We start from the raw sequence: 13,825 nt of genomic DNA, 5'->3' as shown, positions 1-13,825 counted from the left end.
GTCCGGGACCCCTACCAGCCAGCTGGCGGCGGCGTACGGCCTGAGGCCGACAGGGCGTCGGTCAGGTAACGCGCGCGATCCGAGCCCCCCGAGGCCGTCGGCCGGGGAACCACGGATACGGTCTGCGCGGCCGGAGCCGGAGCGGGCTGCGCGAGGTAGGACTGGCCTGCCGGGGCCGGTGGCAGCGTCACCAGGGTGCGACTGCTGTTGACTGCGACCGAGGGCGGGCCCGGAACTGGGGTCGGCGCAGCGATGGCAGGGGCGACCGGGGCCAGGGTGGCCACGGGCTCGGCGGTCAAGGGCTCGGCGGCCGGTCTCGGCCGTACGATCCGGGGACGCGTGGCACGGGCCACAGCTTCGGTCGACACCCCAAGGCGGATGCGCGTGAGGTCGGCCAGGAGCGTCTCGGCGGCCATCGGCCTGCGGCCGCAATGCTGCACGCGGAGCGAGACCGCGACCGGCCCGCGCAGGGCGGCACGGCCGAGTTCTACCCGCTGAAGGTCGTCGATCCACTGCCAAGCATAGGCGCAGCGTTGGCTCACGGCGACCCCGATGGGTCCGTAGGCGTTGCGCATGGGCTGGCGGACGATGCGGTAGGAGGACCCGTCTTCCAGACTTCCGAGTTCGGCCGCGATTCCGGCGCGGCTTGGCTTGGCCATGGCCGGATCGTCCCACACCCGGCCCGACGCGATGGTGAGATCCACCCGGCCGCGGGATTGTCCGTACACGATGCGCTGCCGCAGGCTCGCGCTCGATCGCGTCTCCTCGACGGACTCGATGGCGCCGCTGTTCGGAACGAAGACCAGGGGCTGGTTGCCGGCGGACCCCGTGGAGGCGAAGGCCGTCTCGAATCGGGGGGCGTTCCGGCTCGTCTTCGCGGTCTGGCAAGCCCCGAGCAGGCTCAGGCCGAGGGCGAGGCCGGTCATCCGGAGCAGCGTGTTCCGGAAGGGCACCTGCGGCCGGCCGGAGGAGAACTTCGGTCCGTTCATCGATCCAGTCCTGGATTTCGCTGGCCGCTCCGTTCGGTGCTGGCGGTATCGAACGGACCGAAGCGGTCGCCGTCCCGGGGCTGCACCGACCGGGGCGAGCCGGTCTGCGCAAGAATGCCACCCTCAGCTTGCGCGAGGGTGCCCACAGGCGGGGCCGGCGGTCCTGCCTGAAGGCTCGCCCGAGCGAGGCCGTTCCATCCCGGCAGCAGGGTGAAGCCGTAGCGCTCGTAGGGCATGGCCCCGACGCCCACGACGCGGCGGGCGATCAGGGGCTGCGGCCCGCGCACCTCACGCAAGTATTCCGAGTCCCGCGCACGCGGCGTGAGAGAGGCGCCCTCGCCGAAGCGCAGGGGGTTCTCAGCCGCGACCGTAATCGGAAATTCCCCACGCTGGACGGCCAGGGGTCGGACCGGCGCGGTGGCGACGGCCGGCTTCGGCACCATCACGCGCGACGGGGCGGGGGGCGCCGCCTGCTGCGGAACGGCCGGGGCCGGGCCGCACGGGCCGGTGTCGCGCGCCTGCGGATCGGGCTCGGCGAAGACGAGTCCGACCACCTTCGGGAACAGGCCGTCGTACCGGTTCACGGTTTCCAGGTAGTCCCGCGTGCGCTTGAGGCGCGACAGGCTGAGGGCGTAGCCGAGCACGGCGGATTCGCGCGGCCGCCAGCTGACGGCCCTCTGGAACCAGTCCGCGGCGGCGTCGAACTGGCAGGCATTGTAAGCGTACCAGCCGAGCGCCTGCGCGCCTTCGGGAGCGCTCGTGGCAAGGACGACCTTGGCAAACCGGTCGAGGCGCTCGGTCTCGACCGGCGAGGCGGGGCCTTCGCCCAGGCGCCGCTCCATCATGTCGACGTAGAGGGAGAGGTTCGTCACCGAGGCGGTGCGCCAGGCGAAGGCGACCTCCTCCGCCTCGCGATCCTGTCCCATCTCGCGCAGCGACAGGGCAAGGCCCGTCGCCACCGCGGCATCGCCGCCGCGGGCCAGGGCCGTCTTGAACCAGTCGAGGGCCTCGCGGAACTGGCGTCGGTGATAGGCGTACCAGCCGAGCAGCGCGATCTGCGCGGGCTCGCCCACGCGGCGGGCCTGTTCGCCGAGGGCGGCCAGATCGGCCGGCTCGATGCGTCCGGCCGGTTGCCCGTGCAGGACCGCCGTGATGCGGGCCCGGGTCACGTCCTGATGGATGGACCGGAACTCGTCCGTGCCCTCGGTGCCGGGGCTCCGCATGGCCAGGAGCGGCTCGACGGCGGCCATCGGCATCGCCGCCATGGCCTTCTGCACCGTGGCGAGGCGCAGGCCGGGATCGGCCTGCTCCTTCAACAGGGTACCGTACAGGGCGGAGGCCGAAGCGATGTCGCCGGTCCGCGCATAGGCTTCGGCCAGCGTCCAGGCGATGTCGATGTCGAGGTTCTGGATGCCCTCCTGGGTGGCCTTCACCCGGGCGATGAGGTCGTCCCAGGATCCGTCCCGGGCGGCCGCCCGCGCGGCGCTGCGCAGGGTGCCGCGGTTGAGCTTGCGCGCGAGATCCTCCGACGGCTGCCAGCCGGGATCCACCGATTGGCGGACGCTGATCGCCGTGCGCAGCTCATCGAAGCGGCCGGCCGTGAAGAGGTCCCACATCGGGGCCTCCTCGGGCGGGCTCGGCTTCAGGGTGTCGAGATCGGCCGGGACGGTCCAGTTCGGATGGCGCCGCCGCAGCCGCGCGATCTCGGCCTGGACGCGCTCGCCCTGGCGCTGGGCGGCGTAGTAGCGCAGGGCGCTCTCGTCGATGATCTCGGCGCCGCCCGCGTTCTGCGGCGTGTCGAGGATGACCGGCGCGCGCCGTTCGTTGAGTTGGAGCACCCCCGTGCGGACGGGGGCCTGCTGCGCCAAACTGGGGCCGACCCAGGCGAGACCGCCCGCGAGGGCGAGGAGGAGCGGCGCCGCGCCGGGTCGCAGGTTCAGCGGCCGAGGCATGAGCGGTACCTCATGTTGGTGGCCGTCAGGGCCAGAAGGTGGAGCGTGGCGGGATAGTAGTTCTCGTTCGGGGCCGGGTCCGCCAGCCCGCCAGGCAGCGGCGTGCCGGAGACGGCGCAGGCGGCCAAGGCCGGGATCGCCGCGTAGCCGGGCTCCGCCATGCGTCCCGCGACGGTGTCGCTCGCGGTGTCGATGATCGGCAGCCCGGCGGGATCCGGCTCGGCCCAGAGCTTCAACAGGGGCTCGTAGTAGTTCCGCTCCGTGATGCCCGCCATGGCAAGGTAGAGGGGGAGCCGCACCGCGTTGTAGGAGAAGTGCGGCGGGAAGCCGGCGGCCGGTTGAGGCTGGCCCCCGCGCATCGAGATCCATTCGGTCGGCAGCTGGGCCGCACCAAAGCGGGCGCGCAGGGTGAGTTCCTGGCCCACGGCGCTGAGGCGGCTCCACTCGAACTCCGGCGCGACGCCGGCGAGCCGTGGGAAGGCCGGGAAGACCCAGTAGGACAGGTTGATCACCGGACCGTCGTTCCGGTCCTCGGCCGAGAAGCCGCTCATGGCGGGCAGCAGCAGGGGCAAGCCCTCGTTACGGAACAGGACCGTTCGACGGGCGATGTCCACGGCGATGCGCCGGCTGGCGAGGCGATAGCCCTCGTCCGACCAGCCTTCGGCGGCCTCGGCGAGGGCCCAGGCCACGAGGATGTCGCCGTCCGTGGCGTCGTTCATGTCGGCGACGGCGGGCCGCTTGTCCGGCTCCCAGCGCCAGGCCAGCAGGGCGTCGTCGCGGACCATCAGGTTCGCGCGGGTCCAGTTCCAGATCCGCTGGAAGGCGTCGCGGTCGCCCGCCGCCACCGCGAGCAGCATGCCGTAGCCCTGCCCTTCGCTGTGACTGATGCGGCCGTTGCCCGTGTCGACGACCCGGCCCTGGTCCGTGACGAAGCGGGCCTTGTAGCTGCGCCAGCCCGGCGTGTTCCCGAGGCTGTTCAGCATCGGAAGCACCTCGGCCGGCCAAGCCCCGCTTTGTTGAGGCCCCTTTTGCCGAGCCCCGCCTTGCTGGGGACCGCTTTGCTGGGGACTGCCTTGCCCGACGGGCTTGGCATCGGTGGTCTGGATCTCACCGGGCCGCGCTTCGTAGGGCCTCGTTTCGATGGGTTTGGCGTCACCCGGTCCGGCTTCGCCCGTCTTCGTCCCGAAAGGGATGGCGGGGCCCTGCGCAGCCGCCGGCACCATGGCCAGCAGCGGCAGACAGAGCGAAGCCGCATACGCTTGCGCCCGATACCGCTTCATCGCGGAACTCCCTCATCGTCGGATCGGGCCGGTGCGGCGGTGCCCGGATTGGCCCGGCCCAGGCCGCGTAGCATCGCCGAGGTGCTCAGGCCGAGGCTGATCGCGGCGGCGAACATGATGAGCGTGAACATGCTCGGATTGGTGGAGAACCAGCCCGCAACCACGAGGCGCAGGTTCTCCAGGGAGGCCGGCCCGCTCTCCACGAATCGGGCCTGCTTGGCCGCGTGATTGGTGAGCGCGCCGTCATTGGCGTCGAGGGTGGCGACGCGACCCTCGATCCGGTTCCAGATCGAGGGCGTCGTGAGGCAGATGGCCGAGGCCTGGAGGGTGGCCGCGCTCGGGGCCGTGAACACGGTCAGGAGTCCATTCGGATCGCGTCCGGGCAGGCCCTGGCTGACGATCAGGGAGGCCTGCGATCCGATCTCGATCTCGGGCTCGCGAACCTGATCCTCGGCCCAGGCCTTGGTGGCGGCCCAGCTCTCGCGCGCCGCGGCGCCGAGTCTCGCCGACATCGTGGCGACCTGGTCGGAGAGGCGGTCCTGCGAGGCGGTGGCGCCGTTCCATTCGGCGATGACATCGCGCTCGCGCCGGTCCGTGGCGGAATCGGGACGCGACCGGCCGACCGCGCCGGCCGGACGGGGACCCGCGGCCGGAAGCGCGCAGGCCGGGGGGCGGTCGTTGCGCAGGCGATCGAGACTCGCGCCGTCCATCACGGCGAAGCGACGGCCGGGCTCGCTCAGCTGCGTCGTGGCCGCCCGTCCCTGCCAGATCTGGCGGATCTGGTCAGGATCGAGGCCGGTGGTGCGCAGGATGGCGGGATCGAGGGCGCGGGCCGGCCCGACGACCACGGTCGGCGTCCGCCCTTCGAGGGCGCGATCGTTGGTCAGTTCGAAGTCGATGGGCTTCTCGGCCGAGAGCGCCATCTGGACCGCGAGGGTCGCGGCGGCGGCCATGGATTCCCGGTCGGGCGCCGGCACGACGAGGCGCGGGCGCTGGCCGGGCGCGACCTTCGGCAGGCCGCCACCGAGCGTCGCGGCGAGGTCCGGCAGGCGGATCGCCCGGGCGAGTTGGGGAACCGCCAGGGTCGACCGGTTGAGGAGCAGGAAGCGGCTCTTCGTGCTGCCTCCCTCGCAGGCGCGGTCCGAGGGGGCCGGCAGCAGGGCCTTCACCTCGACCTTGTTCCGTCCAGGCCGCCAGCGGCTGAGCGGCAGGGCGATCGTCTCGTCCCGGAAGAGTTCGCCGCCCGCATTTGCCAGGGGCACGCTGGCCACGTTGCGCCCGTTGACGTCCACGATGATCTGGGCGCCGAGCTCCAGCCCCGCCGCATAGCCACCCGCGAGGGTGAGGGCGACCTTGTCGTAATCCGCCGGCACGAAATCCGTCGGCAGGGTCAGATCGAAGCCGGTCCGGAACAGGCGGCCACTGAATTCCCGGTTCTCGATGCCGAACGCTGAGAACGGCAACGTCTCGCGGCCCTGGGCCGGCACGCCGCGCGCCAAGGCGAGGGCCTGGAGGCCCTGCGGGCTACCCATCGGTTCGCGTGTGGCGAGGCCACTGACGATGCTGCTGGCCGCCTCGATCTCGGCGGGCGTGTCGCCCGCGAGGGTGATGCGAGCGGCCCGGTCACCCTGCGGCGGCTCGAAGGTCAGGGGCTGGCGGCTGAGACCGCCCGGGCCATCGTCATCCGCCACGTGGATCTCGAGGCCGGCCGACCCCTGAGTTTCGCCGGCGAACTCGACCGACACCTGACTGAACCTGCCGGCGAGCGCCATGCGCTGGACGAGGCCGATCAGGCGCTCGAAGGTGGCGAAGCCCGGCCGGTTGCGCAGGACGATCCGGATCGGGACGATGCCGCGCGCATCCGGCGCGATGGCGGGCAGATCGCGCAGGGAGTTGGCCATCGCGGCGCCGGAGACCGAGACGAGACCCGTCCAGGCCGGGTCGATCTGGGTCCAGAGCTCGTAGGTCGCATCGAGGGAGCAGTCGACCCGATGCCGCTGGACACCGGCGATTTCCAGGGCGTTGTAGCCCGGCTTCAGGAGGTCGCCGGGGATGTCGAATTCGATGATCCGGATCGCGCCCGGTGCCTTGATCTCGCTGCGGCCCACGGCCACGCCGTTGACCTTCGCGGTGAGGAACGAGGCGTCGGGCACCACCGAGATCGCGGCGAGGTAGCCGATGCGCAGGCGCAGGTGCTCCCGAGACTGCGCTTCCGTGAGGTAGACCGGCCATTGCAGACCGCTCTCCTCGCCGCTGAGTCGCAGGCTGCTGGACAGGGCCGGGAACGGGCGCTGCGGCAGCGGCGGCGCAGCGGGAGGAGACGCGGGCTCCGCCTCCGCCCGGCCGGCGGCGGCCGGCCGGCCGGCGCGCTCGGCATCGGGAACGGCGAGGACCCGCGGTGCGCCGCGACCGATGAAGCTCTGCGCCAGGGCCGGGTGGGACACTGCGAGGAGCAGGCCGGCCAGCGTCAGCGCTGAGGCCGCGTGCGATCTGGGGCGACGCTGGGATGTGACGGGCATGGCCGGGTTCGCGCTCGTGTCCGAGGAATGGACTGTCCGTGGGTGGGGTTGCGGTCGCGCCATCTCAGCTGCGCAGCCCCGTCGGGGCAGCGACCATCCGGTCTGAGGTCCGACGTCCGCGCTCCGCCTCGTCCTGCCCGGTCTCGGTCTCGACCATCAGCTGGAGCCAGCTCGGCGATCCGTCGGCCGGTGGCGCGGCCGCCGCCGGCCTGGGGGCCGTCTGCGTGTCCGAATCGGCGGCGCGGCGGCGTGCGCCTGCGGCGGCGGCCTTCGGGGCCTCCTCCTCGACAGGGCGCTGTGCCGTTCCCGTCATCAGGCAGGCCAGGGCCCGGATCGGTCCGTACAGACCCCAGCCGATGAACTGCCCGGTCCCCGACAGGATGTCCTTGTGGGTGCGGCGGCGTTGCTGGAAGCGGACCATCGCGTCGGCATCGCCGTACATGATGTCCGCGAGGGCGAAGTAGCTGCCGGGCGTCAGGGGCTCGAAGACAAGATCGCAGATCGATTCCTCGCCGGCGGCGGTGATTCCTGCCACCCGCACCGGGATCGTCCGGGCATGACTCAGGAGCGGCATGTGTCCCTGGTGGGTCGCCGCGAGGGTGCCGACCGAACCGTCGTCGCTACGGCGCATCGGAACCACCGCATCTATCCGGATCCGGCATCGGGCGCTGGAGATGCGCTCCACGGTGACGTCGATGGTCGTGCCGTTGAGGTTCAGCACCGCAGGCCGGTCGACCGGCAGCGAGGGGGCCGTCTCCGTCTGACGCCGCTCGGTAGCGACGCCCAGAGCGGCGCCGGCCGTGATGAGATTGAAGAGGTTCCAGAGGCCGACCACGAGCATCAGGTTCGTGACGCCGGGCTCGAAGCTGTAGCGGTAGGTAGCGAAGGCTTGAGCGAGGAAGAGGACCGCGAAGACGATGAAGTAGGGCAGCGCCAGGGGGGAGAGCTGGTCGTGGTCCAGGCTGACGTTCTTGGCCGTTACGTTGAAGGTCGGCTTGCGCGGCGACAGGATGACGGCGGCGGTCGCCTTGATGAGGAACAGGCCCTGCACGTACTCGTACAGTTCGGAGACGAAGGGCCAGCGTACCCGTCCGTAGAGGTAGTTCTGCATCATCAGGTTTACGACGATGTAAGTGGCTGTGTAGGCGATGGCCTCGTCGACGTTGGCGACGACGATCTTCATGTCGAAGAAGATGTACAGCAGTGGAGCTGCCATGAAAATCAGGCGCGGGAGCGGGAAGAACCAGAACGTCATGCTCGACAGGTAGCAGAGCCTCTGGATCGGCCTCAGCCCACTCTTGAAGAGCGGGTTCTTGAGAAGCATGATCTGCAGCATGCCCTGGCACCAGCGCGAACGCTGCCCGATGAAGGCCGAGAGGGTCTCCGGCTGGAGGCCGGCGATCAGGGGCTTGTCGACGTAGAGGCTGGTCCAGCCCCGCGAATGCAGCTCGAAGGCGGTCTCGCAATCCTCCGTGATGGTGATGCCGGAGAAACCGCCCGCCTCGTCCAGCGCGCTGCGCCGGAGCAGCGCGGCCGAGCCGCAGAAGAACGAGCCGTTCCACTTGTCGAGCCCGCACTGCCCCACCGCGTAGAACATCTCGTTCTCGGAGGGCATCCGCTCGAAGGTCTTCAAGTTCCGCTCGATCGGGTCGGGATTCAGGAAGGCGTGCGGCGTCTGCACGAGGAACAGCTTCGGATCCACGCCGAAATGGCCGATCGTGTCGAGCAGGAACGAGCGGAAGGGCACGTGGTCCGCATCCAGGACCACGACGATCTCGCTGATCGAGTTCTGGAGGCCGTTGTTGAGGTTTCCGGCCTTGGCGTGGAGGTTGCGCCGTCGAGTCAGGTAGGACACCCCGAGATCCGCGCAGAGGGCCTGCAGGACCTTGCGGCGCGCACGCGCCTCCTCGGCCTTGCGGGGATCGCTATCCGCGCATTTCTGGTCCGTCCCGCCGTCGTCGAGGAGCCAGACGGTGAACTTGTGCGCCGGGTAGTCCAGGGATTTTGCGGCCGCGAGTGTCGTCGCGAGGATGTGCCGGTCCTCGTTGTAGGTCGGGACGAAGATGTCGACGGTCGGCAGGTCGTCTTCCGCGTCCTGCGGGGGCGGGGGACGCCGCAGGGGATCGGCGTTGATCACGAGGCTGACCGCCAGGATGTAGAAGCAGTAGAGCTCCGCCGCGATCAGGATCACGCCGGCCGTGAAACCCGGAAGATCGCTGACAGGCGGCAGCGTGCTCGACAGGCGCCAATAGATGTAGCGCAGCACCACGAGACTGCCGATGGCAAGGAAGGTCAGACGCCCGGTGCGCCCCTTGGCGAACAGCCACAGGAGGATCATGACCGCAATGGCGCCGAGGCTCATCTCAAGCTGAACGTCCGTTCCCAGAGGTTGCGACAGCAACAGCAGGGTCACCGCGGCGCTGGCGAGCCAGATGGTTCGGACGAGAAAGGGTGGCATGGGGCCACTCCGCGTTAGGCGAAGGAAGGATGGGTTAGGCGAAGGAAGGATGAGATGCCGCCCGCGCGGCATACCTCCAGCGTGATCTCAGAATGCGATGCGACCATCGACGCTGGTGTAGTATCCACCCTTACGAATACGGTCGAATGCGTAGCCCGCCCCGAGCGAAAACTTCATCGGACCGATGGCGAACCCGGTGATGTGGCCGCCGGCTCGCCAGCCGTTGAAGAATTCGTCGCCCAGGAGTGTGGCCTCGGGGCCGACGAAGACGCCCGGCACCACCGCAACGCCGGTGCGGAAGCGCGCGTAATAGGCGTTGAACAGCGTCGAGTAGGAGGCATTGGCCGAGAACAGCGTGTTCTCGGTGGGGTTCACATAAAGGTCCGCCGCCACTTTCACGCCCAGGCCCGTGCCGACCACGGGATTGCCGGGGTCCAGGATGGAGAGCTCGTTGCTGCGCACGTTCATGCCGATGTAGCCGGCCAGCGCCGCCTGCTGCCAGATCCACTCGTAGCCGAGCAGGACCGTGCCTTCCTGCTGAACGCCATTGACGGTTTGACGGACTGCCGCGCCCGGATAGGAATAGGTGCCGGCTACGCCTTGCAGGCGTACGCGGAGACCGTCGTTGAGGAGGTTGCCGACGGGCGCGATCGTCGCCGTGATCGTTCCAAAAGCGGAGCTATTGGTTGTAACGGTCGCACTGGCATCGACGGCCACGATCCATTCGTCACCCGCGACTTCTGGCTGAGCGGCGCCCGTATACCAGTCGGCCGCGCGGGGAGAGGTCGGCGCCACGGCCAGAGCACTGAGCAGGAACGACACGTTTCTGAGACGGTGGAACACTTGTGCTGAACCCCGAGAGGTGGCAAATTTGCGCCTCTTTTCGCGCTGCATCATTAAGCGCTTGTATAGTTAATTGCTGGTTAATCGAGATTCCTCGGCTTGCGCCGCCGGCGCGTGCGAAGACTGTTTTCGGCAGCATCGCCGTGCGTGAAGTCCGTGCTCGTAACACTCGAGAGCATTGAATGGAAAAGCGACGTTGCTAGCGATTCAATATCGAAGTTTAGCGTTTCACGTCCCATTTCATGAGGAACTGATTTCGGAGCGCGGGACGGTGTTTTCGCGACGCCGATGACGCTCTGACGAAATCTGGAAGCTTTCTGCAGAGTTTCGGGCTTGAAGCTCGACGTGAGGTCGCGGACGCGCCGCGTGCCGCGTCAGCCGCTCGGTGCCGTTCCCGGCCTTGCGTCCCCTACCCCGCAGGGTCAGCCAAGGCGGCGAATCGCGCTTTCGTGGCGCGGCCGCGCCAGGCCCGGGCTGCGGCGCTCGACGCTTACCGCGCTGCACTCGACGCTCGGGGCGATCAGGAGTGGCTCGAAGTACTCGCGGCTCAGGGCGTAGATGCGGCCCGTGCCGGCTCCCCCCAGCGCCGAGAGGCGGAAGGCGAGCCGGCGGCCGGAGATCCGTTCCGCGCCCGACCGGGTCCGTACGATCACTTCGCGGACGGCCCCGTGCTTGGCCTGAACCGTGCCGAGGGCGTCGCTCATCATCGCGCGATCCTCGGGCTCGACATGCGCGAGTACATCTTCAAGGTTGCAGACCCGCTCCGGCGTGGTCCCGCCCTGCTCATCCTCGCGGTCCGTCCAGACGACTTTCCCGGTCGAGAGATCGATTTCCCAGCAGGTCGAGCCCGACAGGGACCGGATGGCCCGGATCCGATCACGGCTGCGCGCGAGGGCCGCGCGTTTCTCTTGGAGCAGGCGCTCGCGCACCATGCTCCGCTCGATGGCCGCGCGAATCGACCCGGTGAGGCGGTTCAAGTCGCGGGTCAGGGGGAACGCGACCGTCCGATTCTGGCCCTCCTGACGGCAGAGCGCCTCGGCGAGGTCGAGGCTGCATGTCGCCCATCCGCCGAGGAGCCAGCCGACCGCGGCCGCGAACAGGCCGGCGCCGAGCAGGACCAGAAGGGGAAGCGCCGGGGCCGCGGTCTCGGGAGGGCGCAGGGTCACGAGCCATCCCACGCCGCCCCGCTCGACGTCGCCGACGGTCGCCCGAACTTCGGGGCCCAGCGCGTCTGGACCGGAGTCGTGGAGGCTGCGCCCCGATCCGTTCATGACGCGGATCGACAGGCCCCGCCCCCCGTTCGGAAGCATGCGCCGGGCGCCGGCAACGATTCCATCGGTCCATTCGGGCGGGAGCTGGACGGCGACGATGCCGAGGGGAGCGCCGGCTTCGCCCACGGGGGCCGCCACGATGAGGTTGCGGGTGACTCCGATTCCGGCCCGGCTTCCCTGCGCGGCCTCCCCGACGACCAAGCCCGAGAGCGCCTTGGCGAACCAAGGACTGCTGGAGACGTCTGCCCCCTGGATGCTCCGACGCGAGGCGGCCAGAACCACACCAGCCCGGTCGGCGAAGAGCGCGTCGGCCAGTTCGGGATGGAGCCGCTGCCAGGCCGCGAGCAGGCGCGCCGGCGCGTCCGGATCACCGCCGGGCGCCTGGATCGCCAGACTCTGTGCAGCGAAGAGCAGTTCCCGTTCGACCGCTAGAAGGCCCCCTTCCAGGCGTTCGGCAACGAAGTCCGCCTGGACGCGCCACTCGGCCTCAATGCGCCGGGGGTTGCCGGTCACCCGATCGCTCGTGCTCAGGACGGCGAGCCCGCCGAACACCGTGGCTAGGAGGAGCAGGAAGGCCAGCAGGCTGCGGAGGGAGGAAAACAGTCCGGTACGCATAGGCCTGCCAAACGAGCGGAGGTGCCGCATTCGACCGGCGGGTCGAAGATGGGTTAACGAGTCATTATCGGAAATGGTAAACGAAACGTTACCGCCGGGTGCGCCGGTTTAGACTTGTACGCCATGGGTAAATTCAGTTCTCCGGTGTGGGGTCTGTGCAGCCATCCTCGGCATGCTCGTCCAACGCTCCATCGTCTTCGGGGCAGCGGCGCAGGCGAGCCCGCCCCCGCCCCCGTCCGCAGCCGCCAGCAGCGGCACGCGCCGGTGGTCGAGCACGGCCAGGACCTCGTCCTCCAGCCGGTTGCGCCCGGCTTCGTGCGCCGCGAGCGCGTCGACGAGGTCGCCCAAGCGCGTTCGACTGGAGTGGCGTCGTTGCCCGCGCCGGCGTCGATGATCTGGAGGAGCTTCAATTGATGCGGGGCGAAGGCGACCTGTTCATTCGTGAAGCGTTTGCGAGGCATGGCATCCACCCTCCTTCAGGGTTCAGGATGCCCGAAAAGCTTGCGCTCAGCGCGGACCGGTTTGCTGGGTCAGGGGCAAGCTTTGGCGGCTTCTCTGGGCGTCAGATCCCGGACTGCGATTCCCTGACACTTCAACATCATCTCCGCGAAGGCCGCCTCGTCGAGACGGTTGCCGGGCAGCGCCTCGCGACCCTTAAGCGGCCATCGTCGCGTATTGCCTAACGCGGGCTTCGCGTCCGCACTCAGGCAGCGGTCCGCGGGTAAGCCGGCCGGCGTTCTCGTCCGACAGCATGGTGTCGTAGAAATCGCGGACGAGGTGGGCGAGTTGGTCGTCGGTCAGCATCGGCAGGGCGCGTAGAGTCGAGAACAGCTCTTCCGCGCCCACGTATAGCCGACAGGACCCAAGCTTGGCAGTGCGGAGGTCGTTCGTGCCGAACTGCACACGAGTTCGTGGCGGCCGAGGCGCTGCCGCAGGTCGGCTGGAACCCGGCGTCTGAAATGGGAAGTGCGTCCGCGCTGAACGACGTTGGCGACCGAACCCAAACCGTGCTCCCGCCGTTCGTGCGGACAGCCAGTGTCGCAAAGGGCTCAGACCGCAGGGCGGCTCAGCGAAGTATCGAATGCCGAGAATAACTTAGTTCTGACAGTGGCTGGGGGACCAGGATTCGAACCTGGACTAGAGGAGTCAGAGTCCACTGTTCTACCGTTAAACTATCCCCCAAAATCCCCGCGTGGCACGAGGATGGATCCGGTTTTTGCGTCTGCGCCGATGCGATACCCGGCGGTTTCGACCCGGTCCGTTCCGGTGCAGGGGCGATAGCATGGCTTTCCGGACCGATGCAACCCCGCTTCTGACGGTCCGTGATAGGGTCCGTTCCGCTGACATGGGGCACCGGCCCGGGTCTCAGGCGATGCCGGGTGGCTCGGTGCGGGCCTCGATCATGCCGAGGGTGCGCAGGATGGCCAGCGCGACGATCTCGCAATCGGTCTCGCCTTCCGGCGTGGCCGGGAGGATCGCCACCGTGCTGACCTCGTCGTCGGTCAGGAAGCCGACCACCACCTTGTAGACGTCACCCTCCGGGGCGGCCTCGTCATGCACGAGGCAGACCCGGCAGCCGTGAGCCTCGCCGTAGACCCGCTGCGTCAGCACCTGGACGCGGCGCGGATCGGTCTGTTCCGTGCGGCGCGGGGCGCCGAAGGTGGGGCGGATGATGTTGTCCATGCCCGTCCCTATACCCGACCCCCTCGGATTCGGGGAGACCCCCCTGTCCGCGCGGCGCAGGACATCCGCCTCTCCGTTGCGGATCCCGTCCGCTCACCGGGTCGGCAAAAGCGCTGCTCACCGTGCCAGGAGGGAGGCCTGATCTTCCTTGGCGAGCTTGAGCAGGTTCTGGCCGTAGGCGGTCTTGGAGAACAGGTTGCCGCGGGCGATGAGCT

General features: G+C 69.3%; 9 protein-coding genes, 1 tRNA gene and 2 pseudogenes. All 12 read right to left on the bottom strand.

Annotated features, from left to right (window positions below; genetic code table 11):
• Positions 1–11: 11 nt before the first annotated feature.
• The 12 genes and pseudogenes from bcsN to ASF57_RS05720 all read right to left on the bottom strand — a co-directional run bounded on the left by bcsN (position 12) and on the right by ASF57_RS05720 (position 13,610).
• On the bottom strand, positions 12–989 hold the full coding sequence (gene bcsN, locus ASF57_RS05770; RefSeq protein WP_056481012.1) for a cellulose biosynthesis protein BcsN: 978 nt from the start codon (positions 987–989) through the stop codon (positions 12–14).
• A complete protein-coding gene (locus tag ASF57_RS05765; RefSeq protein ID WP_056481011.1) occupies positions 986–2,941 on the bottom strand; it encodes a hypothetical protein in 1,956 nt (651 codons plus the stop codon). Before ASF57_RS05765 ends, bcsN begins: the two co-directional genes overlap by 4 nt.
• Positions 2,926–3,927, bottom strand: a pseudogene (locus ASF57_RS05760) (glycosyl hydrolase family 8); the annotation flags it as partial. The gene ASF57_RS05765 and the pseudogene ASF57_RS05760, both read right to left, overlap by 16 nt.
• Positions 3,928–4,217: 290 nt before the next feature.
• The gene (locus tag ASF57_RS05755) at positions 4,218–6,740 is read right to left on the bottom strand and encodes a cellulose biosynthesis cyclic di-GMP-binding regulatory protein BcsB (RefSeq protein WP_056481009.1); all 2,523 of its coding nucleotides are present in this window, start codon (positions 6,738–6,740) and stop codon (positions 4,218–4,220) included.
• 64 nt (positions 6,741–6,804) lie between these two features.
• Positions 6,805–9,198, bottom strand: a complete 2,394-nt coding sequence (gene bcsA, locus ASF57_RS05750; RefSeq protein WP_056481007.1) for a UDP-forming cellulose synthase catalytic subunit — start codon at positions 9,196–9,198, stop codon at positions 6,805–6,807.
• Between the two features lie 87 nt (positions 9,199–9,285).
• Entirely contained in the window at positions 9,286–10,095 is an 810-nt protein-coding gene (gene bcsS, locus ASF57_RS05745) for a cellulose biosynthesis protein BcsS (protein WP_244476838.1), read from the bottom strand.
• Between the two features lie 368 nt (positions 10,096–10,463).
• On the bottom strand, positions 10,464–11,927 hold the full coding sequence (locus ASF57_RS05740) for a hypothetical protein (protein WP_056481005.1): 1,464 nt from the start codon (positions 11,925–11,927) through the stop codon (positions 10,464–10,466).
• 108 nt (positions 11,928–12,035) lie between these two features.
• Complete coding sequence (locus ASF57_RS05735) at positions 12,036–12,275, bottom strand: hypothetical protein (RefSeq protein WP_056481003.1); 240 nt, start codon at positions 12,273–12,275, stop codon at positions 12,036–12,038.
• A 306-nt stretch (positions 12,276–12,581) separates the two neighbouring features.
• Positions 12,582–12,830 carry a hypothetical protein gene (locus ASF57_RS26780; protein WP_056481001.1) on the bottom strand — a complete coding sequence of 83 codons (249 nt, stop codon included), beginning with the start codon at positions 12,828–12,830 and terminating at the stop codon, positions 12,582–12,584.
• 35 nt (positions 12,831–12,865) lie between these two features.
• A pseudogene (locus ASF57_RS27365) lies at positions 12,866–12,931 on the bottom strand (hypothetical protein); the annotation flags it as partial.
• Between the two features lie 104 nt (positions 12,932–13,035).
• Positions 13,036–13,109 (bottom strand) — tRNA-Gln (locus tag ASF57_RS05725).
• Between the two features lie 183 nt (positions 13,110–13,292).
• On the bottom strand, positions 13,293–13,610 hold the full coding sequence (locus tag ASF57_RS05720) for a hypothetical protein (protein WP_056190599.1): 318 nt from the start codon (positions 13,608–13,610) through the stop codon (positions 13,293–13,295).
• Positions 13,611–13,825 lie beyond the last annotated feature (215 nt).

This window comes from Methylobacterium sp. Leaf117 (assembly GCF_001422985.1).
In the GTDB taxonomy this organism is placed as follows: Bacteria; Pseudomonadota; Alphaproteobacteria; order Rhizobiales; family Beijerinckiaceae; genus Methylobacterium.
This window is presented reverse-complemented; position numbering and strand designations above follow the sequence as displayed.

Excerpts from the sequence above, each read along its gene's own strand:
- ASF57_RS05765 (WP_056481011.1), bottom strand. The coding sequence starts at position 2,941 with ATGCCTCGGCCGCTGAACCTGCGACCCGGCGCGGCGCCGCTCCTCCTC.
- ASF57_RS05755 (WP_056481009.1), bottom strand. The coding sequence starts at position 6,740 with ATGCCCGTCACATCCCAGCGTCGCCCCAGATCGCACGCGGCCTCAGCG.
- bcsN (WP_056481012.1), bottom strand. The coding sequence starts at position 989 with ATGAACGGACCGAAGTTCTCCTCCGGCCGGCCGCAGGTGCCCTTCCGG.
- ASF57_RS05740 (WP_056481005.1), bottom strand. The coding sequence starts at position 11,927 with ATGCGTACCGGACTGTTTTCCTCCCTCCGCAGCCTGCTGGCCTTCCTG.
- ASF57_RS05720 (WP_056190599.1), bottom strand. The coding sequence starts at position 13,610 with ATGGACAACATCATCCGCCCCACCTTCGGCGCCCCGCGCCGCACGGAA.
- bcsA (WP_056481007.1), bottom strand. The coding sequence starts at position 9,198 with ATGCCACCCTTTCTCGTCCGAACCATCTGGCTCGCCAGCGCCGCGGTG.
- bcsS (WP_244476838.1), bottom strand. The coding sequence starts at position 10,095 with ATGATGCAGCGCGAAAAGAGGCGCAAATTTGCCACCTCTCGGGGTTCA.